General features: G+C 41.5%; 16 protein-coding genes. 2 read left to right on the top strand and 14 right to left on the bottom strand.

Annotation, left to right across the window (positions count from 1 at the left end):
* Positions 1-5 precede the first annotated feature (5 nt).
* The 12 genes from ACFSKL_RS02645 to truA all read right to left on the bottom strand — a co-directional run bounded on the left by ACFSKL_RS02645 (position 6) and on the right by truA (position 16,079).
* A complete protein-coding gene (locus tag ACFSKL_RS02645; RefSeq protein ID WP_376883284.1) occupies positions 6-1,394 on the bottom strand; it encodes a zinc-binding metallopeptidase in 1,389 nt (462 codons plus the stop codon).
* Between the two features lie 36 nt (positions 1,395-1,430).
* The gene (locus ACFSKL_RS02640) at positions 1,431-2,897 is read right to left on the bottom strand and encodes a RagB/SusD family nutrient uptake outer membrane protein (RefSeq protein ID WP_376883282.1); all 1,467 of its coding nucleotides are present in this window, start codon (positions 2,895-2,897) and stop codon (positions 1,431-1,433) included.
* 22 nt (positions 2,898-2,919) lie between these two features.
* Complete coding sequence (locus ACFSKL_RS02635) at positions 2,920-6,582, bottom strand: SusC/RagA family TonB-linked outer membrane protein (protein ID WP_376883280.1); 3,663 nt, start codon at positions 6,580-6,582, stop codon at positions 2,920-2,922.
* Between the two features lie 30 nt (positions 6,583-6,612).
* Positions 6,613-7,836: a FecR family protein gene (locus ACFSKL_RS02630; protein ID WP_376883278.1), complete on the bottom strand. Its 1,224-nt coding sequence runs from the start codon at positions 7,834-7,836 to the stop codon at positions 6,613-6,615.
* A gap of 101 nt (positions 7,837-7,937) precedes the next feature.
* Positions 7,938-8,495, bottom strand: coding sequence for an RNA polymerase sigma-70 factor (locus ACFSKL_RS02625; protein WP_376883277.1), 558 nt, complete (start codon positions 8,493-8,495; stop codon positions 7,938-7,940).
* Between the two features lie 349 nt (positions 8,496-8,844).
* Positions 8,845-9,606 (bottom strand): DUF6733 family protein, encoded by a 762-nt coding sequence (locus ACFSKL_RS02620; protein ID WP_376883276.1) that lies wholly within the window; start codon positions 9,604-9,606, stop codon positions 8,845-8,847.
* 778 nt (positions 9,607-10,384) lie between these two features.
* Positions 10,385-11,410, bottom strand: coding sequence for a uroporphyrinogen decarboxylase (gene hemE, locus ACFSKL_RS02615; protein WP_376883275.1), 1,026 nt, complete (start codon positions 11,408-11,410; stop codon positions 10,385-10,387).
* A 115-nt stretch (positions 11,411-11,525) separates the two neighbouring features.
* Entirely contained in the window at positions 11,526-12,032 is a 507-nt protein-coding gene (locus tag ACFSKL_RS02610) for a hypothetical protein (RefSeq protein ID WP_376883274.1), read from the bottom strand.
* Positions 12,033-12,158: 126 nt separating this feature from the next.
* Entirely contained in the window at positions 12,159-12,668 is a 510-nt protein-coding gene (locus ACFSKL_RS02605) for a hypothetical protein (protein ID WP_376883273.1), read from the bottom strand.
* Between the two features lies 1 nt (position 12,669).
* A complete protein-coding gene (locus ACFSKL_RS02600) occupies positions 12,670-13,257 on the bottom strand; it encodes a hypothetical protein (RefSeq protein WP_376883272.1) in 588 nt (195 codons plus the stop codon).
* 281 nt (positions 13,258-13,538) lie between these two features.
* Positions 13,539-15,311: an ABC transporter ATP-binding protein gene (locus ACFSKL_RS02595; protein ID WP_376883270.1), complete on the bottom strand. Its 1,773-nt coding sequence runs from the start codon at positions 15,309-15,311 to the stop codon at positions 13,539-13,541.
* Positions 15,312-15,326: 15 nt separating this feature from the next.
* Entirely contained in the window at positions 15,327-16,079 is a 753-nt protein-coding gene (gene truA / locus ACFSKL_RS02590) for a tRNA pseudouridine(38-40) synthase TruA (protein ID WP_376883330.1), read from the bottom strand.
* A gap of 107 nt (positions 16,080-16,186) precedes the next feature.
* On the opposite strand from truA, the gene ACFSKL_RS02585 reads away from it, so the two are divergent.
* Entirely contained in the window at positions 16,187-16,666 is a 480-nt protein-coding gene (locus ACFSKL_RS02585) for a DUF4293 domain-containing protein (protein WP_376883268.1), read from the top strand.
* 441 nt (positions 16,667-17,107) lie between these two features.
* Positions 17,108-18,208: a trans-sulfuration enzyme family protein gene (locus tag ACFSKL_RS02580; protein ID WP_376883266.1), complete on the top strand. Its 1,101-nt coding sequence runs from the start codon at positions 17,108-17,110 to the stop codon at positions 18,206-18,208.
* A gap of 252 nt (positions 18,209-18,460) precedes the next feature.
* Here ACFSKL_RS02580 and ACFSKL_RS02575 read toward each other — a convergent pair whose 3' ends face one another.
* Positions 18,461-19,999, bottom strand: coding sequence for a YifB family Mg chelatase-like AAA ATPase (locus tag ACFSKL_RS02575; protein WP_376883264.1), 1,539 nt, complete (start codon positions 19,997-19,999; stop codon positions 18,461-18,463).
* A gap of 82 nt (positions 20,000-20,081) precedes the next feature.
* Complete coding sequence (locus tag ACFSKL_RS02570) at positions 20,082-20,456, bottom strand: hypothetical protein (protein WP_376883262.1); 375 nt, start codon at positions 20,454-20,456, stop codon at positions 20,082-20,084.
* Positions 20,457-20,460: the final 4 nt, after the last annotated feature.

Here is a 20,460-nt window from a genome sequence, read left to right as displayed (position 1 = left end):
AAATTTTAGTTACCAAGTAGTCCAAAGAAATAATTTTCGTCATCACCTTCAACAGTGAACTTCCCAAACTGATCGGTCGTGCCTATCTGTGGCCTCCCATCTTTCCAATCGATCTTGAAATTGTTTTCTCCCAGATAGTCCATCAATGCCATCACATAGCTTTCGATAACCCTTGCATTGTTGTTTCGGGTAACAGCCTCTTCTGGTGGTCCTGTATAAGTAAAATCAGCTACCCCATCACCATCCACATGATAGTCAAACCCAAAATCGGCATAAAATGTACTGGCTAGGTTATTTGGGTTCTTGTAGGCGATACTGACCAATAGGGAACCTGCATCCACGAAAGTAAAATCAACACTTTCTATAAACCTTCCGGCATTTCCCAATGTCCCCAATGTTTCATTTGCTGTTTGGAATACCCCCATAAACAACCCTGATTGGTCTTCTCTTTCTTCCAAATCAAGCTTCAACGTCGAATAGGTTTCTTCTGCACCCAAAATAGTGTGCAATGGAGTCACTGGGCTTGGCGAAATATCTTCAATCGCCAAAGTTGTGGTTTCCTGTAATTTATAAAAATCGATGTCCCAAACTTGCTTGAAGTAGGTTACCACAATCTCCTCTTTTCTCCTCAGAGCCTGGACGGCTTGTGGGCTACTGATTCCTGCCAAGATATTTTCATACCCTAGCTTGCCTTCCGTCAACATGATTGCAATCATCTCGACAAAGTCTTCATCAGGAGATGAGGAAGAGTAGGGTGTAATAAAACCCATTTCCCTGGCCTGGGCATCGCTCAAAGTATTCCAAGAAGCTGTGTATGCCCCAGGGGTAATCTCTTTGTACTCGGGTGCATACATGATGTTTTGGTGAAGAATATGGGCAAACTCATGATGGATAGTCTTCAAAGTCCTCTTCACCATCGTCCGGTTGCTTCTTTCAAACTGGTTGACCCTGAATAAAACCACTTTTCTGCCAGCCTCTGCCTGCCCTACTGTGATCGTTCCGTTGGAATTATACTGCGGACTCCCTACCAATTGGTATTGCTTAGGTGCATACCTTTTGATAAAAGCCTCTTGGGTTTCTTTATTATACACATCTATCCAGCCTTCTTTCACTACTTCCATGATAGGGATGACCCTTTCTTCCTGTGGTGGAACCAACGTCCTATCGATAGCCAATTCCGATGCATCCCAACGGTACTTCACTTCTACATTGTATGGGACAAGGAAATTCTCATCCAACCAATGGTCGATTTCCGTTTTCTCCCAAACATCCCCCTCCAATCCCAATATCGGTTTGGACAAGTCTTCCTGAACAGCGCAGGAAAATACTACAAAGGAAAGCACAAGGGCAGATACCTTGTCAAAACACTTATTATCAATAATATATCTTTTCATAATTCAACTCTTCCGTTATTTAGAACAAATTATATTTTAGCGGGGATTCAACTCCAATCCCGCCTGCAATGCATCCTCAGGAATCTGCAAGACCCTTCTTAGGTCATCAGCGGCAAGAACGTGCGTCTCTCCAGTGGAAGTCCTATGCGTAACAGGGATCTTATGCCTCAAAATATCAAACCACCTCAATCCTTCATGCATAAACTCTGCTCTCCTCATATCCAGTGCGGCTTTTACGATTGCCTCTTTTGAATCTTCTGTACCATAATAACTGCGCACTTTTTGTTCTGTAAGACTGTGATTTGACGGGCTATAATTCACCACCCGCTGACTGACAAAAGTATTTAAGTCTTGGAGAGCCGCTTCATTGTTGCCTAACATGGCATGAGCCTCTGCTCTACTCAGCAACACTTCCTCTGTCGTAAACAATGGCACCATCACATACCCCCTACCAGTCGTGGCATTGATACTGGTCCTCACAAAATGCTCAGAAAATTTCCTCACATAGAAGGAAAGATTGCTTTGGGACCAAACGTTGTAAGCCATCTGGGTGCCTATCACATTGACTCTTCCCGAGCCACCAAATACGGAGTAGATGATCTCATTGGAAGTGGAATACCTATACCCCCTAAACCTTCTTGCCCACCAGGATGTCGTCTGTGCCAAAAGCAAATTTGAACTCTCGGTTGCCTTGGTGTAGTTCAAGGACAAAGCCTCAGCAGTCCACTCCTTGTAGGTTGTAGTCCATGCACGCATGCTATTGACATAGTTATTGCTTGGAAAGGCTATTTCTGCATGGTCTATTACCTTTTGGTAATCTCCCTTGAAAAGGTAGAACCTGGCGGCAAATGCATGTGCAGCCCTCCTGGTAAAGTGGTAGCCTGGCACTTCATAATTGTTGTCATTGATCAGGGGGATACCTTCTTTTAAATCCTTTTCAATCTGCTCATACACATACGCAACTGTCTTCCTATCATAATCTTTCCACACTACTTTTTCCGGCTCCAAGACATAGGGAATCCCCAAATCCGTGTCTGCTGTAGTTGGGTCATACATTTTTGAGAAAAGACTAACAAGCATAAAATGGGAATAAGCACGAGTCAAAAGTGCCTCTCCCTTTTGGGAACTATAAGCCGGTCCATCCCCCAGGAGCTCGATGGCTTCCAAGGCTTGATTGGATGCCGCAATTGCCGAGTAGCAGTTGTTCCAATAGAAAGTAGGCGTATCCTGATTGATCCCCTGGACATCTCTCCAGAAATACGGATCTGTGTTGATATTTTCCACATTTCCCATTCCAAAATTATCCGTCACATTATCACTCATGGCTTCCATAAATGTGATATAATTTGCCCCTGGATACGCAGTTACCAACAGTTCGGATATTTTGCCTGGGGTATTCAACTCAGTTCTCTGATCGGGAAGCTGATCGAGAAAACTATTGCAACTGACCATCACAAAAGATGTGACCGTCAAAATCGAGAGTATATTTTTTAGTGATTTCATCTGTAGCATCTTTAAGTAAAATCTAGAAAATAGCTTTTAAAGACAAAGTAAACTGTCTAGGCAATGGCAGCGCCACCCCTCCGGAATTGAAGAATTCGGGATCCTGTCCATTGAGTTTTTTGTCCGCATAGATCGTCCAAAGATTCGTCGCATGGAGGTTTAAGCTGATGTTCTGCGCTTTCATTTTGTCGACAAATGACCTTGGCAGCATGTAGCCTACCGTCACTGTTCTCAATTTGACAAATGAACCATCAGCTACTCTGGCCGAAGAATAGTTGTAGTTGTTGTAAGGATAGACACTTCCCAACAATTCTGCCTGAACAGGATCCATGATCACTGGTATATTCGTAACCTGCTCGTCTCCCGGCAAAGTCCATCTATCCAAAAACTCCCTCGGCATTGCATCAAGATCGGAATACGCTCCCTTAAAGACAGGGTTCATCCTGATTTTATGCCCTGCTTGATAGGTGAAAAATGCAGCAATATTGAAATTCCTGTATTTGAAGCTATTGGAATACCCACCAAAAATAGTAGGATCAACAGGCCCTTCATAAACCAAATTATCGATATCAATACTTTGCAGATATACATTCGGGCTAGTCTCACCATTTTCATTGACAAACATTGGAATCCCTGTAGATGGGTCCAACCCGACAAACGGTATGGAGTACAACCCCCTTACTGCCCCGCCCTCACTTGGTCCACCTTCCGGTTTTACCAAATCGAATATCCTTGGGTTATTCCTAAGGTTGGTAATCCTTGTTTGGTTATAGGAAAAGGTCAAATTCCCCCTCCATTCCCAGTTGGTTCCTTTCAAATATCTATGTCCGATGTTCAAATCCACACCGCTTGACTTCATGTCAGCATAATTTGCGGATTTGGTGGCTTGACCACCGATTCCGGAAGTCCTCACTGTATTGATCAGGTCAAACATATCCCTGCGGTAATATTCCACAGTCAGATTCAATACCCCATTCAACAAGCCTAGATCAACCCCAAAATTGGAAGTATAATTCTTTTCCCAAGTCAGCTCTGAGTTTTCCAAACTTTGGATACCAATCAGAGACTCCATCTCCGAAGGGTAAGGCCTCAGCGTATTGTTACTTTGGAAAATTGCTTTTGAGTTGGTCGCATTTCCCATGGATGCCGTCAATCCATAAGACGCCCTAAACTTGAAGTAATCGATGCTGGTGTATTGCTGCATAAAATTTTCCTGGTCTACATTCCACGCACCGCTGACTGTCCAAGTAGGCAGCCACCTGGCCTGCCTTGAATCCCCCATCATATTTGAACCATCATACCTGGTAGTGAATTCTGCTACATATTTCCCATTGTAGGAATAATTCACATTACTGAAAAATCCAACAAACCTATCATAGAACAAACTCTGACCATAGTAATTGAAATTCCCCAACAAAGCCTGTTTGATAATCCTGTAGTCAGTGAATGGAACACCCCCTTTGTCAAACTGGAAGCCATAACCATTGAAAAAAGTAGTCTGTCTATCTGTATACTTTATTTCTTGGCCTCCAAAAGCACTCAGAAAATGTCCTCCCGAATACTCTTTGCTCCACTGCAACATGTGTCTCGCATAGAAATTGACCAGGTAATTTTCGTTTTTATTCAAAAACCCTCCTTGAGGAAGAACCACTTGCGCCTCTTCTGCCGGGAAATCCGGATCGTCGAACAGAAACCTGTTGTTTCTTCTGATTTGTGTAGACCAATCCTGACGGTAAGCCTCTGCCATGTTGGAATACTCAGTCACATTATGCTGCCTATTCGTTTTTACATAGCGATAAGACCCCAGTGCATTGTATTTGAAGTTTTCGCTAAACTTATAGGTAGCATCCAGCTGCAACTTGAAGTCCATCATATTGAGGTCCACATAATTGTTTGCTGTTTCATGGATGATGTTGAATGGCGCATAATTTCTTGTGAAAAACTCCAGATCACCATTTTCATCATATGCCGAAAGCACCCTACTCGTATTCAATGCGTAGCTAAAAGGATTGATATCAAAATCCCTTGCATAAGCCCCCCTCACAACATCATTGACCCTATTCACAGTACCGGGTGTTCTTTGCTCCCTGATAGATGCTGTTGCTATCACACCTATCTCCAAGCTATTGGTTATATCATAGTTGGACCTCAAATTGGCCGTATATCTATTTACATTGTCGGCAATCGTCCAACCACTGTCATTGTAGTAACTGGTGGAAAAATAGTGCCTAGATTTTTCTGTACCAGAAGAAATACTCAGAGAGTGTTCTTGAACGAATGAATTTCTGAACAAAACATCAAACCAGTCTGTATTACCCCTCGCATACCTTTCCAGGTATTGGGCTCTTGCCTCTGGTGTATTCTGAAGACCAAATTGGCCAGTCGATTCGTCATAGGTATTGATCAGGTTGTACATTTTCACAAACACACCTCCATCAGATGCATTCGATATGCTAGCGTGGTTCAACCAGCCCTTTCGGTACATCTCCGCATACACAGACATCTGATCCACCGAATTCATAATGTTGAAATTGTTATAATTTGGCTTCAGGTAGGTAGAGTAATTACCGGTATAGGTCACGATTGGTTTCCCTACACGTCCTTTTTTTGTATTGATAACCACCACGCCATTCATGGCCCTCGCCCCATACAGTGCCGTCGCAGCAGCATCTTTTAGAATGTCAAAACTCTCTATATCATCCGCATTGATTCCCGCTACCGATGAACCAATCAAAGTCATCGGATCACCGCTAGCCAATTGGTCGTTGGACACATTTACCACATCTTCCAAGACCACACCATCTATCACCCAAAGTGGTTTGTTGTCCCCAGTAATAGAAGTTGCCCCCCTGATCCTCAGCTTTGGTGCCGATCCAAAAGTTCCGGAAACATTCTGGACAGATACTCCAGAGGCCCTTCCTTCCAACATCCTGGAGACATCTATAGTCCCTTCCATCTTCACGTCATTCCCATCCAACGAACTTACTGCCCCGGTGAATCTTCTTTTATCTACATCCATAAAGCCAGTAGACACGACAGTCACTTCATCAAGTGCAGTCGTCTCCTCTTCCATCACTATGGTAAACTGGGTAGTATTTCCTACGGTAACTTCCTTCGGAACAAAACCGATAAAACTCACTAGCAAGACCGATTCTGTGGAAGGTACCAAAATTGTAAAACCGCCATCCACATCCGACACAGTGCCCAATGAGGATCCCTTCACCTTGATGATAGCTCCCGGCATAGATTCCCCAGCTACATTCAATACCTTTCCACTAATCCTGATCTTATCCATCACGGAAATCGGACTGACTGAAGTTTTTCGGGGAGAAATGATGTATACATTACCATCCTTGACAGTGACATTGTAATTTTTGCCTACCAAAACTTCCAAAACCTCCTCAATCTCCTGATCATAGAATTTACCTGAAACCACCCTACTCAAATCGAGTTCATCATGGCTAAAAAAGAATATCGCATCACTTTTGCTCTTCAGAATACTAAAAGCTTCCCTCAATGGCTTATGGTCCAGCTCAAGGGTTATTTTCTGTGGTAAAGCCATGGCATTCAGACTAAAAAAACAAGCTATGAACAGAACCGAGGTTTTTATCAATAATCCTACTCTTGCGAGATACCGTTGCTTTTCAAGCAACTTTTTTGATTGTCCAGTAAAGTTTTTCTTCATAAATCAATTGGTTTTAGTGGTTGAACATTTTTATTTTAAATATTTTCGATTTGGTTTTGCCGAAGTCTCTTTTTGGTTTTTGATGAAAACCGTATCCTCTCTGGCTTCGAAAGTGATGTCTGAAGTTTCCTTTACCATTTCAAAAAATTCCTCAATGGTCTCATCTTTCTTAAAAATCCCGGTAAACCTCTTTGCTTTCAAGGCATTGTCTTCAAAGACAACTTTCAGATCATACCATCTTCCATATTGCTTTAAGATTTCTTCCAGGGCGACTTCTTCGAAGTAAAACATGCCATTTTTCCAAGCTATGCTTTCTTTGACATGAACCTTCCGGACATTGAATGTCTTTTTCACTTTGTGGTAATTCCCCTGGGTTCCGGGTGTCAAATCCAACTGTTCATCACCTACCGCCATATTTACTTTACCAGTGACCAAAGTAGTAGCGATGACATCGTCATCTGGATAAGACCTCAGGTTGAATGAAGTCCCCAAAACTTTCACCGCCACTTCGCCAGATCTGATCCTAAATTCTTTCTGATCTTTTGCTACTTCAAAATATGCCTCGCCAATAAGCTCTACCTCCCTGCTATCTCCAGTAAAAACCATTGGGTATCTCAGTGTTGATGCAGAATTCATCCATACCTTTGTGCCATCAGATAGACTAACAGTGTATTCTCCACCAATAGGCACTATCAACGTATGCATTTTTGTTTCTTTGCCATCTTCTTCCAGCTCTGATTCATCAACAAAATAATCCAAGACACTCTGTACGCTTTTCACTTTAAACCCATTGGATGCAAGCACTTCCTGTTCATTGCTGTTTAGGTTGAACTGCTTCCCGTCTTCCATGATCAATATTGCTTTTCTGGTGCCTGGGACAAATTGGGCAAACTCGGTTTTCCCATCATCATTCAAAAACACAAGGGTGGACACTCCCAAACCGACCAAAAGCCCGATGGCAACAACCGCTGCTATTTTTCTTAATCCAGTCCAAAAAGTTTTTTGCGGGACTGTACTATCAGAAACCGTAATCCTACCAATTGTTTTTGACCATACAGCGTCCTTGTCAGCTGTGTCATACAGTTCCATTTTATTCCGGACGCTTTCCTTTGAGCTGATTTCCCCGAACAACTTCTTGTTTGCAGGATTTTTCACCCATTCATTAAACTCGTCTTTTTCTCTTTCACTGCCAAGTCCAGAGATTGACTTAAAAATATTTAAAGCTACCTTAAAGGATTGCTTGGAATTCTTCATTATCAATGTGTTTTAAGTAAGACTGCACAATAGTTAAAATGGGTGGAAAAATTTTCGATTATTTAATGAAAAAATAATTTTACCGGAGAAAAATCGAAATCTTATAAATTCTGAAAGTAAAAAGTCAGCAATAATAAAACGATATATTTGCCCAAGTAAATTTTGATCAACTTAATCGCCCTGCTTCGTTGGGACTTGACGGTGTTGAGGGATATGCCCAATTCCTCAGAAATCTGCTTGTACTTCATCCCTTCCAAACATGATAGCTCAAACACCTTTCTACATTTATCAGGCAAGGCATCAAGTGCTTGGTATATCAATGCGTGAAATTCCTCCTCTATCAAAAAGGGATCTTCCTCCACCACATCTAGTCCTCCGATTTCCATAAGGATCATTTTACTGTTTGATTTGAGATAATCCAATGATTTGTTCCTCAAAGCAGCAAACAAATAGGCTTTCATCCGATCAAAATCATCAAACTCCCCCCTCTTCTCCCACATGAGGACCATCACATCTTCAACAAGCTCCTCCGCTGTTTCTTTATTTTTCACGTACCTGAAAGCAAAACCAAAAAATCCATAAAAAAGCATGTCAAAGAGCAATTTGAATGCTTTTTGATCACCATTGTTAAGATTTTCCAAAATTTCGTTTTTACTCATCTTATCCTATTCTCTGCCCAAAAAACCTTGCCTATACGTTTGTTGAGAAAATACACTACCAATTACTATTTCACATAGATAAAAAAATAAAAGCAATTATCAGTTTCGGGAGATCACTTTTTGAACCAAGGAAAATCTTTATTTTGAAATTTATGGGAATCCTCATTTAAATACAATAGAAAAACTGACTAGTGGACAAATTCATTTATCAAATGACCTATTTGATTCAATTTTATTTTGACAAACAAAGTCCTTTATCCCACCACTAAAACCTCCATGCTTTTTTAAACGAAAAAAAGCCATCCGAAATCAATCGGACAGCTTTTTATATAATTTAAACTTTTTGTGCTTAGAAGCTATAGCCAACAGTCAGCTTGAAGAAGGAAGGCTGCTTGGTATTACTTTTGATAACCTGCTCATCACTTCTTAGATCAGCACCTGAAGTAAATCTTGCAAAAGCACCTCCGTTTGGATCTGCAAACTGTACATATGGACCTAAAGCCACGTAGTAATCGTAAGCCGCATCAGATGGTGCATTGTTTCCTCCTGTATATCTCAATTGTTCCAAATGAAGGCCTGCAGAGAAGAACGGAGTGAATTTATATCCAGTATTAGCCCAGTAATGTAGGTAATTGTTGGTCGAAGGATTTCCATGATCAAACCCATGATAGTACCCAATGTAAATCTCACCTTCAGTCTTGGCTTTATCCAAACCAATAGTCAAATTAGGAACAATACCTTCTCCCAATACCGGAGTTCCCAAACCTGATGTCAAGCTACCACTTAGCAAACCAATCTGTGGATTGATATTGATCCCATCGGCTACGTCGAAGTTCATACCAACACCAAACTCTGTCCAGTTACCCCAGCTACCACCAGCTGCTCCGCCTGACCATAAAATCCCATAAAATGTAAATGCAGTGTTTTGGCTTAAGCTATAAGAACCTGCGAAGAATGGGTAAAATCCAAAAAAGATATCTGAGTTAAGCGTAACATCCATGCTAAATCTGCTATCCTCTTCTTGAGCGAGTGCAGGAGCTGATACCAATACCAAGCAAAGCGCAACCAATGCTGAAGCCTTTGCCAAAACTTTTGTAAATCTGTTTTTCATTTTTTCAAATAGGTTATGTTAGAAATAGGTTAGAAAAATACCCATAAGAACAATTTTTTATGTTCCATTATGATATTATGGTTTCAAATTTAACCATGATTTTATAAAACACAACATATATCAGTTTTTTTAATCAAAAAAATAACAATAAAACATAAAATTTACAGAAACGACAAAAAAAACAGATGAAAATTATGCCGAGCCAATCACAAACCCATTCAAAAATTGAAATACAGAATAAAAATGACACCCAAAAAACAACTTTTGACAATAATTTAGCAAGAGACACAAACAAACATAACCGAAATTTTATAATATTTCACAAAAAACAAAAAACCAACCCCTAAAACGAAGCTGGTTTTTATTATTATGTTTGTATTTAAAACGCACCAAGATAGTTGGAGCAATAACTGAAAATTGTTGGAATCTTTTCCTGAGCTCCGTCACGACGAGCAAGTGAACCAAGGCCTAACTCCCGTCATGCGTCAGGGCAAGCACTTCGTGGCTGATTTTATTTACTTTTCACCTCTTAATCTTCACTAATCCATACTTAAATGTTTGACCCTTTTAGGGTCGTGGGACGCTGTATTTGCCCCCCGGTTTCACCGAGGGTTATTTAAAAGTTTAAGCCCTTCAGGCTTTTGACTCATGCCTAGCATCTCTAAGCTTGAGTCTTGCATCTTCGTTTCTTCTCAATTCTCGCTTTTGCCTCTTGCTTCTCGTCTCTCGCATCTTGTTTCTCGGCCTTAGAATCTTAATACTCCATTACCCGACTTTTCTACCGATACCCCTTCACAGTCTCAATAAACACTTTGACCATATCCGGATTGATGTCTGGATAAACCCCATGGCCAAGGTTTGCAATGTGTCTACCCCCCTTGAACTGGTCAAGCATCAATTTCGTAGCTGCCTCGACTTCTTTTGGCGTGCCATAAAGTGCAGCTGGATCGAGATTCCCCTGGAGGGTTTTGTGATCCCCAATCATCTTCCTGGACTCAGCAATCCCCATATTCCAATCCAAACCTATGGTCTCACAACTCAATTCCCCCATTTGCTCCCGTGCAAAAAACGCCCCTTTTGCGAAAACGGTCTTTGGCACCTCAGTGATAGCATCACATATCTGGGAAATATATTTCAGCGAAAATTCTTCATAATGATTGGGGGGAAGAACCCCTGCCCAGCTGTCAAACAACTGAACCAGATTTACCCCTGCCACTACCTGAGCCCTGAGGTAGTTGATCGTGCTATCGGTAATCATCTGCAACAATTGATGCGACAATGCCGGCTCTGTATACAACATGGCCCTTGCCTTGGAAAAAGTTTTGCTCCCAGAACCTTCAATCATATAGGCAAATATTGTCCACGGTGCTCCCGCAAACCCAATCAAAGGCACCCTGCCATTCAATGCTTTCTTGGTGATTTTGATCGCTTCGATCACATAGCTCAAATCATCCACCCCATCTGCAATCCTCAATTTCTTCAAATCTGCAGCCGAACTGACTACGTTCGGAAACCAAGGACCTCTTTTTTCTACCATCTCATAAGGCAATCCCATGGCTTCGGGAATGACCAAAATATCCGAAAAAATAATCGCTGCATCCACTCCAAGGAGATCAACAGGCTGGATAGTCACCTCTGCCGCCAGTTCTGGAGTCTGAGCCAATTCTATAAATCCGCTGACGCTATTTCGGACAGCTCTGTATTCCGGAAGTATTCTACCTGCCTGCCTCATCAACCAAACTGGCGTTCTCTCAACAGGTTCGCCTTTTGCGGCTCTTAGTAATAAGTCGTTTTTCAATTGCATGCTGCAAAGATAAGATAGGAAATTTTATTTCGTGATATACGAGGATAAATTCAAAATAGACTAAAAAGAAAAAAAGCCTCACTGGGAGGCTTTTTTTTTAAAAGATTATATTTATCTAAAGCTTTACTACACCTTCTTCCGTCATTCCTATCATTTCCATTACACCTTCATAATTGTTATAGTCAATCCTAGCATTTGCAAATAAACCTGGCACAACAACAATTCTAAATTTCTGATTCAACAACCAGCTACTGTCTAAAATACTAGGATCAAATGTAGTATCTAAGAAAATTGAATAATCATCTTGCGTAAAATCGTAATTATATTGTAAAATACCTTCTTCAAAAAAGACTGATTGCGGCAATAACCTCCAAATTGGCAATCCTTGATTAGTTCTTTCCCATTCTATATATATCAATACAACATCATCTTCATAAATAGGATTTGGAAAATTAAACTCCTGAATATACCCATTATTAGCATTGAAACTTACCGTTCTTTCATAAACAGAACTGTATTCTACCCCATCCAAACCTGGAGGTCCTGCAGGCCCTGGAGGTCCTTCACATGCAAAAAAGGCCATCAAGCCCATTATCAAAACTCCTTTTATCAGATTCTTCATACAGATAGATTTATGGTAAATATTAATTCAAAGACGTAATCATGTTGGATTTGGTTGCTCGACCTCCCCCTTGATCTGCGAATACACTAAAACTGTACCAAATATTTTACAATTGTGTCAGCAAACTCATTCCTCAAGCAATCCAATCACATGGACTTCATCGGATGAAATGATTTTATCAATAAAGACAGTTGGTGAACTTTCCCCAGATTGCTTTGCAAAATCAGCTATTTGTTTTTTGACTTTATTTGGCCCTGGCATCACAAATCTATGACCGATGATTTTTGCCAAAACGGCTTTATCCGACTGAAACTTTCTCGATTCAAAAGCATTGCCTTGCACATCACTCGCCACACCAACAAAAACTTCCATTGTATCCAGTTTGCCAGCAGGTTCTATGTAATAGATCGTGTAAAGAGGGACTTCTAAACTTTTGGCAATCCCCCCTGCTTTTTCAAAAACCTTTCCAAGCCCCTCGTCTTGTGGTGTACCTCTATAATACAACCCCTGGATTTCCAAATCCAAAGGGCTAATCAATTCCATTTCTATCTCATTGAAACCTCCCAGTTTGCCAAACAGCAAACACCCAGCAGAAAACAGCAGCAAAACAGCAGCACCAATTACCCACTTTTTCATTTTAGAACAAATACCTGATTCCCAATGCCCCTTGCAACTTCAAATGGCCAAATCTATCCAACAACTCTACAAATAAACCTACCTCTGCAAAAACACTTATCGGAAGGTCATCAAAATAATACTCCCCACCTCCAAAAATTTCTGGTCCAAAATCTATATTTCTTCTCGAATCTCTCAAAATAGGACCTTGTGGAAAAGTGGAAGAATCGGTATAACTGTAATCAACTCTTGTACTTCTCAATTGAACACCTGCACCTGCATAAGCCAAAAAATAACCCACATCTATATTTAGATCATCAGTGATATCTTCATGATAAGCCCCCCTTACATTGAATGCGTAAGAAGCGCCCGTACTATGCCCCGAATAAAATGCATTTGAACTAGGTCGATTTCTGTCAAATGCCCTTTGGTAATACTGGTTGCTATTGATCCCAGCCCTTCCAAACATCCCCTCTATGGAAATATTGTCATCCAAAAACTTCTTATAGGTAATTGACAATGGTTCCCCTAGCCTCAACCCAACTCCATCTTCCTGCGCATTCACAAAAAAAGGCGCCATCAACATGGCTAAAATCAGTAACTTTTTCACGTTTATTATATTTATTTGGTTTAGTAATTGAATTTCTAACGCAAGCAATCAAAAGTCGTTGCTTCAATCTTATGAAATTGTACGAAGTACAACGTACCAAGTACCAAGAACATTTGCAAACCAACACCAAGATATGTGTCTCCACAGACCTTTTTCTGTTGATTAAGTTTAGCTTACGGCTTGTGGGGACACAAGCCATGGTGCGGGACACAAGTTATGGTGCAGTAATCAGAAGCCACTTGTGCGCAAGCCAACTTTTAAACGTTTCAACATTATAACCTTTAAATAGCTAGCGACTTCATCTGCATTTTGTGCAAATTGGCATAATAGCCTCCATGCTCCAGCAAGGACTCATGGGTACCCACTTCCTTGATCTCACCTTGGTGTAGCACGATGATTTTATCTGCCCTTTGGATAGTAGACAATCTATGGGCAATGACAATAGAAGTCCTGCCAGTCATCATCTTGTCAATGGCCTTCTGGATCAGCAATTCAGTTTCAGTGTCAACCGAAGAAGTGGCTTCGTCCAAAATAATGATCTCAGGATTATAGACCATCGCCCGGACAAAAGATATCAATTGCCTCTGTCCTACCGACAAAGTCGCACCCCTTTCCATCACATTATAATCCAAGCCTCCTGGAAGTCGCTCAATGAATTTCTTTGCACCTACCAGTTTGGCTGCATGCATAACTTCTTCCCTACTGATATCCGGATTGCCCAAAGTGATGTTGTAAAAGATAGTATCTGAAAACAAGAATACATCCTGCAACACCACCCCAATATGCCTTCTCAAAGTCCCAAGTTCAAACTCCTTGATATCTGTCCCATCTATCTGGATAGAACCTTTGTTGATCTCATAAAATCTGCTGATCAGGTTGATGATCGAGGATTTTCCCGCCCCTGTTGCCCCAACCAAAGCAATTGTCTCTCCATGCTTCACTTCGAAATTGATGTTTTTCAACACATATTCCTCATCGTTGTATGCAAACCATACATCTTCCAATTTGATATTCCCTTTGATTTTTTCTGGCTTAAACCCACCTTCATTGGCTATATGCTCTTCACTATCCAGCAACTTGAAGATCCTTGAAGAACTCACCACGCCCATCTGAAGGGTATTGAACCTGTCTGCAATCATTCTGATGGGCCTAAAAAACAATTGTAGATACATGATAAATGAAATCAAGACCCCCACTTGGATTTCCAAATCAAAAACCCCCGTGGCACCATACCAAACCACCAAACCAATCCCAAACGCCTGGATTATCTCTGCCACTGGAAAGTATACTGAATAATACATCACAGACTTCACGTGTGCCTTTCTGTGATCTTTGTTGATGGCTTTGAATTTGTCATATTCCCTTTTTTCCCTATTGAATACCTGTACGATATTCATTCCGGTAATATGCTCCTGCAAAAAGGAATTAAGATTCGAAACGGCATTTCTGACATCATTGAAGGCAACCTTGATCTTTTCCTTGAACACATAAGTTGAAATAATCAAAAACGGCAACGTACACAGACTGACCAATGTCAACTTCCAATCTATGTAAAACATGACTCCCAAAATGGTCATCAGCTGCAACAAATCACCAACGATGGCAGCCAAGCCTTCACTGAACACATCAGCCAAAGTCTCAATGTCAGACACATTTCTGGTAACCAACCTTCCTATAGGCGTATTGTCAAAAAACTTCAGCCTCATTTTCAACAAATGTCTGTAAAGCCTCACTCTGATATCCCTAATAATCACCTGCCCAATCCAACCGGAAAGGTAAGTATGCAAAAACTGCACAATTGCCTGTAGGACCATCAAGCCAACCAAGAGATAGATGATTTGTACCAAACCAGGCTTATCACCGAAAGCAACATAATCATCTATCGCAATCTGGATATAGTAAGGTCTCGTTGGAGCCAATACAGCTAGGGCAAATGTCAAAAAAATCAACAGATAAAACTTCACTCGATAAGGCTGAATGAACTCATAGAGCTTTTTCAACACTTTGGTGTCGAGAATTTCACCACTTTTTACATTTTCCTGTTCTAGACTCAACTTGAATTTGTTTTTTTAAATGAAAATATGCCTTGGATAGGAGACTTGACACAAGTACAAGCCTTTGGCAGGTGCAGAAGAACCTGCCTGGTTCCTATCCCTACTGTCCAAAACAGCCTGAAAACCTGACTTTGAAAGTTTGCCCTCCCCCACATCGGCCAATGTCCCTACTATCGCCCGCACCATTCCCCTCAAGAACCTGTTGGCGGTTATATGAAATAGCAATTCATGCCCATTTTGTTCCCAATACGCTTCTTTTATTTTACACCCAAAATGGCTGACATCGGTTTTAACTTTGCTAAAGCATTCAAAATCCTGATGAGGCACTAACAATGCCGCTGCTTCATTCATTTTCTCCAAATCCAATGGGCGGAAATAATGCCAAGACAACTCCCCTTCGAAAGGTGTCTTTCGGAGGGTGATCTTATAAACGTAGCTCCTCCACTGGGCATCAAACCTGCTGTGGGCTTCAGCCTTTACTTCTTTCAAAGAATATATTGCTATATCCCGAGGAAGCAGGGAGTTTATTTTTTTGAGAAAATCAAACTCATCCAAATCCCCAACGAAATCAAAGTGCGCAAATTGTTGGGATGCATGGACTCCAGTATCTGTCCTGCCGGAGCCGACTATCGAAACTGTAGTTCTCAGCAAGATAGAAATTGCTTTTTCGATTGTTTCCTGCACAGAAACGGCATTGTTCTGAAACTGCCATCCATGGTAATGAGTGCCTTTGTAGGCAATCTCCAGAAAGTATCTTTTGGTATTTATCGTCACGATTGCAAAGATACTAAACCCATCCAAAATTAAACACCAAAATAACTAATCCTTGCGATTCATCAAATTACCCTGTTTCTTTGTCAAAACTTCTATAAAAGATGATACAAAGAGTTCAAACCGTATTCCTATTCTTGGTAGCTATTGCAATGGTTGTGGTAGTGAGCTTCCCTATCTGGCAGCAAGTAAATCCTGACCAGTCCATTATGCTGACCCTTACAGCATGGAACTTGGAGAAATTAGATATTCAAACCCAACAAGTGATCGAATCTGAAGGCAAGTTCTTCATTGGGATCCTAGCCATCATCGCAGCGGGACTGGCACTGTTCAGTCTCAGCCAATATAAAAACAGAACCCGACAAATGTTTTTGAACATGATCAATTCCCTGGTGATGGTCATCACCCTTGCATTGATCATTTGGACAAGCCACCAAGCAAACGCTGACTTCAACCCTGATGTCAATGGCGCTTTTGTGGTTGGTTTCTGGGCAATTTTTGGAGGAATGATCTTAAACCTACTTGCAAACAGGTTTATCCGAAAGGATGAAATGCTAGTAAGATCAGTGGATAGGATTAGGTAAAGTTAGTTGAAGAGTTTTAATGTTGTAAGGTTGACTGGCGCACGAGAAGTTGCAGGATGTTTTTCTTAACGTCGACGCCATGGTTTGTGGAGACACAAACCGTACCTTGATCTGTTTAAGTGGCAAAAGGCCTGTGGGAGCTTGGAGCTGTTAAGATCCAAATCAGGGAACAGTTAATTGATAATTTGTCCTACACCGTTCGTGCCTGCGGCATTTTTCAATTATCAACTATCAATCAATGCAGTTTAGAGCCTGTCAGGTTTAACCATTCCAATGGCCTTCCCTGCCAAATAAGACCCATGCCCTATGTTAATAGAAAACCTGACAGGTCTTATCTAAACGACATTGAATTGTCAATTATAAATCCACCTTGCCTCTTGCCACTTTTTGGTTTACCTTTATTTCAAATAAAAGAAAAAGTCCATCCTCACCTTCTTTTTTATGAAACTAGAAACTTTAGCCATCCACGCAGGGACAAAAATTACCGATTCCCATAGACCAGCAGTACAACCGATTACACTTGCCACGACTTTTGAGCATCATGAAGACTCTGTGATCTACTCCAGGGCGGCAAACCCAAACCGAAATGCACTGGAAAATGTGTTGGCTAAGCTGGAGCATGGGAAAGTAGCCGCCGCATTCTCATCAGGAAATGCAGCGGGGATGTCTGTTTTTCAAGCTTTGGCTCCGGGATCACATATCATCGCTCCTGATGACATGTACCATGGCCTGAGAAATCAGCTGTTGGAAATCTTTCGTGGAATCCTGCATGTGGATTTTGTGGACATGACTGACCCTGAAAATATCAAAAAAGCTCTCAAAGAAAACACGAAACTGGTTTGGATTGAAACCCCTTCAAATCCCCTTCTGAAAATTAGCGACATCAGAGCCATCAGTAAAATCGCCAAAGAAAATGATTCCATAGTCGTCTGTGACAACACTTTTGCGACTCCTGTATTCCAAAACCCACTGCTTATGGGAGCAGGCATCGTGATGCATAGCACAACAAAATACCTAGGCGGCCATAGCGATATCCTGGGAGGGGCATTGATAGGAAAAGAAAAAAATGGATTTTGGGACAAGATAAGAAATGTACAGATCTCTGGTGGTGCCGTCCCATCTCCATTCGATTGCTACATGCTCACAAGGAGTATCAAAACTCTCCCCTACCGAATGAAGGGACATGCTGAACATGCAGGAATTATAGCCACCTATTTGGACAACCACCCAAATGTGGAAAAAGTCTACTATCCTGGACTGAAAAACCATCTCGGACACCAAATCGCTTCAAACCAAATGACTGGATTTGGCGGGATGCTTTCATTTTTGGTAAAGGGAAATGCCGACAGAGCTGACGAGGTAATTTCAAAGCTTCAATTTTTCACCAACGCAACTAGCCTTGGAGGGGTGGAAAGCCTGATAGAAAGAAGGGCTGCTTCGGAAGGCCCTGAGACCAAAACCCCGCAGAATCTGATTCGTGTTTCTGTAGGATTGGAGCATTTGGATGACCTTTTGGATGATTTAGATAATGCCTTACATTGAAAAAAGGCTGCCCGGTATGAGACAGCCTTTTAAAAAGTAATGATAAGGCATAGGTAAACCTTATCTATCAGGTGATGGGAACAACTTTAACTTCATCGATTGTTAATGTGAAGTTATAAAGATTTTTTTATATTAAAAAATTATGGTTGCCCACTACTTTGCCAGTAGATAAATAACAGCTAAATGATTTCCCTGATATGTGGGGATTTGAAATTGGGGATTATTTTTTTTTTAAGCAGCTACAGGCTATAGCTAGCCGGCCCATCCTTCCCTATCTAGACTTCTATACTGTATGGCCTCGGCAAGGTGCTCCACCTTTATATCTTCACTGATAGCCAAATCGGCAATCGTTCTGGCCACCTTCAAAATCCTATCGTAAGCCCTTGCCGAAAGCCCCAACCTTTCCATAGCTGTTTTCAGCAAAGTCCTACCTGCTTCCGTGATTTGGCAGACTTCTTTGACCATATGCGAAGGCATCATGGCATTGCAATAGATTTCCGGCGTTTTGGCAAAGCGCTCCACTTGAAGTTCCCTGCCTTTGATCACGCGTTCCCGAATGGATTTACTTGATTCGGCTTTTCTTGTAGAAGTCATCTCGTCGAATTTTACGGGAGTAACTTCCACATGCAAGTCTATCCTGTCCAACAAAGGACCACTTATTTTATTCAAATACCTCTGCACAATGCCTGGTCCACAAACACACTCTTTGTCAGGATGGTTGTAATAACCGCAGGGGCAGGGATTCATACTTGCTATCAACATAAAATTTGCCGGATAATCCACCGAAACTTTTGCTCTGGATATCGTAACTTTTCGCTCTTCCAAAGGCTGCCGCATCACCTCTAGCACCGTCCTTTTGAACTCCGGCAATTCATCCAAAAACAAGACCCCATTATGGGAAAGGGAAATTTCTCCCGGCTGGGGATTCCCTCCACCACCTACCAATGCAACATCCGAAATCGTATGATGCGGAGACCGAAAAGGTCTTTGTGAAACCAAAGAGGCATTTCTCCCAAGCTTGCCTGCCACCGAATGGATCTTCGTAGTCTCCAATGCTTCCTGCAAGGAAAGTGGTGGCAGGATAGATGGCAAGCGCTTTGCCAACATGGTCTTTCCTGCTCCAGGAGGCCCTATCATAATCACATTGTGTCCGCCGGCTGCAGCTATCTCCATAGCCCTCTTGATGTTCTCTTGTCCCTGAACATCCGTGAAATCAAATTCATAGTGATCCAAAGAGTTGTAAAAAATATCCCGGGTGTCGGTGACTAATGGTTCTATTGGCAGCTCCCCTTCCAAAAACCGGATAGCCTCTTCCAAAGAATCGACTCCGATGATGTCAAGACTATTGACAATGGAAGCTTCCGCTGCATTTTCCTTGGGCAGAATAAAGCCTTTGAAGCCCTGCTTTCTCGCTTCTATGGCAATGGGCAAAACACCCTTCACTGGCCTAAGCTTTCCATCAAGAGCCAACTCCCCCATGATAACATACTGTTCCAATTCAGGGAAAAGAACTTGCTCGGAAGCCTTTAGGACACCCAATGCAATCGGCAAGTCATAGGAAGAACCTTCCTTTCTAATATCCGCAGGGGCCAGGTTGATGACTACCTTTTGGCGGGGCATTCTATAACCAAAATATTTCAAGGCGGATTCGACGCGCTGTTGACTTTCCTTCACTGCGCTATCAGGTAGACCTACCATATAAAAACTGGTACCTTGCCCAACATTCACTTCTATGGTGATTAGCTTTGCAGCCACACCTGACACTGCACTACCAAAAGTCTTTGCTACCATAATTCAAACATGATTCATCAAAAAAGGAAATCTTAATAGATTTCCTAATATAATTAAAAACAGATGGAATTACACCAAACACTTACTTAAAATTCTGTCTTGGCTTAATCACTGAATTTTCTTTTTCTTCTTCAGGCAGATCAACTTTCTTTTCTTGACTCTCAAACCTTTTTAACTTCAAGCCTTGTTCCAGATCATAAAGCTTTGCCTTCAATTCATTTTTCTCCAATTCTTTCTTAACCAATTCTCTCTCAACTCCCTTGAGCGCCATGGAAGCTGTACCCCACGAAGCCAGAAACAAGATCAACCCCACCAATAAAAAGGTGACAACTGTGCCTGAATGTAATTCTGTCACACCAAATAGCCCCTTGACACTCTCAAATGCCAAGAAATAAACCAAACTTATTGCAAAAAACAGTGCCAAAAGCAACTGGATTATGTTATTGAACTTTTTCATAGAT

The sequence above is a fragment of the Belliella marina genome (assembly GCF_042682445.1).
GTDB classification, from domain to species: Bacteria; Bacteroidota; Bacteroidia; order Cytophagales; family Cyclobacteriaceae; genus Belliella; species Belliella marina.
This window is presented reverse-complemented; position numbering and strand designations above follow the sequence as displayed.

Bases quoted from the DNA above. Each gene is read 5' to 3' on its own strand.
- ACFSKL_RS02570 (WP_376883262.1), bottom strand. From the start codon at position 20,456: ATGAAAAAGTTCAATAACATAATCCAGTTGCTTTTGGCACTGTTTTTT.
- ACFSKL_RS02625 (WP_376883277.1), bottom strand. From the start codon at position 8,495: ATGAGTAAAAACGAAATTTTGGAAAATCTTAACAATGGTGATCAAAAA.
- ACFSKL_RS02640 (WP_376883282.1), bottom strand. From the start codon at position 2,897: ATGAAATCACTAAAAAATATACTCTCGATTTTGACGGTCACATCTTTT.
- ACFSKL_RS02610 (WP_376883274.1), bottom strand. From the start codon at position 12,032: ATGAAGAATCTGATAAAAGGAGTTTTGATAATGGGCTTGATGGCCTTT.
- ACFSKL_RS02575 (WP_376883264.1), bottom strand. From the start codon at position 19,999: ATGGTAGCAAAGACTTTTGGTAGTGCAGTGTCAGGTGTGGCTGCAAAG.
- ACFSKL_RS02630 (WP_376883278.1), bottom strand. From the start codon at position 7,836: ATGAAGAATTCCAAGCAATCCTTTAAGGTAGCTTTAAATATTTTTAAG.
- ACFSKL_RS02605 (WP_376883273.1), bottom strand. From the start codon at position 12,668: ATGAAAAAGTGGGTAATTGGTGCTGCTGTTTTGCTGCTGTTTTCTGCT.
- ACFSKL_RS02580 (WP_376883266.1), top strand. From the start codon at position 17,108: ATGAAACTAGAAACTTTAGCCATCCACGCAGGGACAAAAATTACCGAT.
- hemE (WP_376883275.1), bottom strand. From the start codon at position 11,410: ATGCAATTGAAAAACGACTTATTACTAAGAGCCGCAAAAGGCGAACCT.
- ACFSKL_RS02635 (WP_376883280.1), bottom strand. From the start codon at position 6,582: ATGAAGAAAAACTTTACTGGACAATCAAAAAAGTTGCTTGAAAAGCAA.
- ACFSKL_RS02620 (WP_376883276.1), bottom strand. From the start codon at position 9,606: ATGAAAAACAGATTTACAAAAGTTTTGGCAAAGGCTTCAGCATTGGTT.
- ACFSKL_RS02645 (WP_376883284.1), bottom strand. From the start codon at position 1,394: ATGAAAAGATATATTATTGATAATAAGTGTTTTGACAAGGTATCTGCC.
- ACFSKL_RS02585 (WP_376883268.1), top strand. From the start codon at position 16,187: ATGATACAAAGAGTTCAAACCGTATTCCTATTCTTGGTAGCTATTGCA.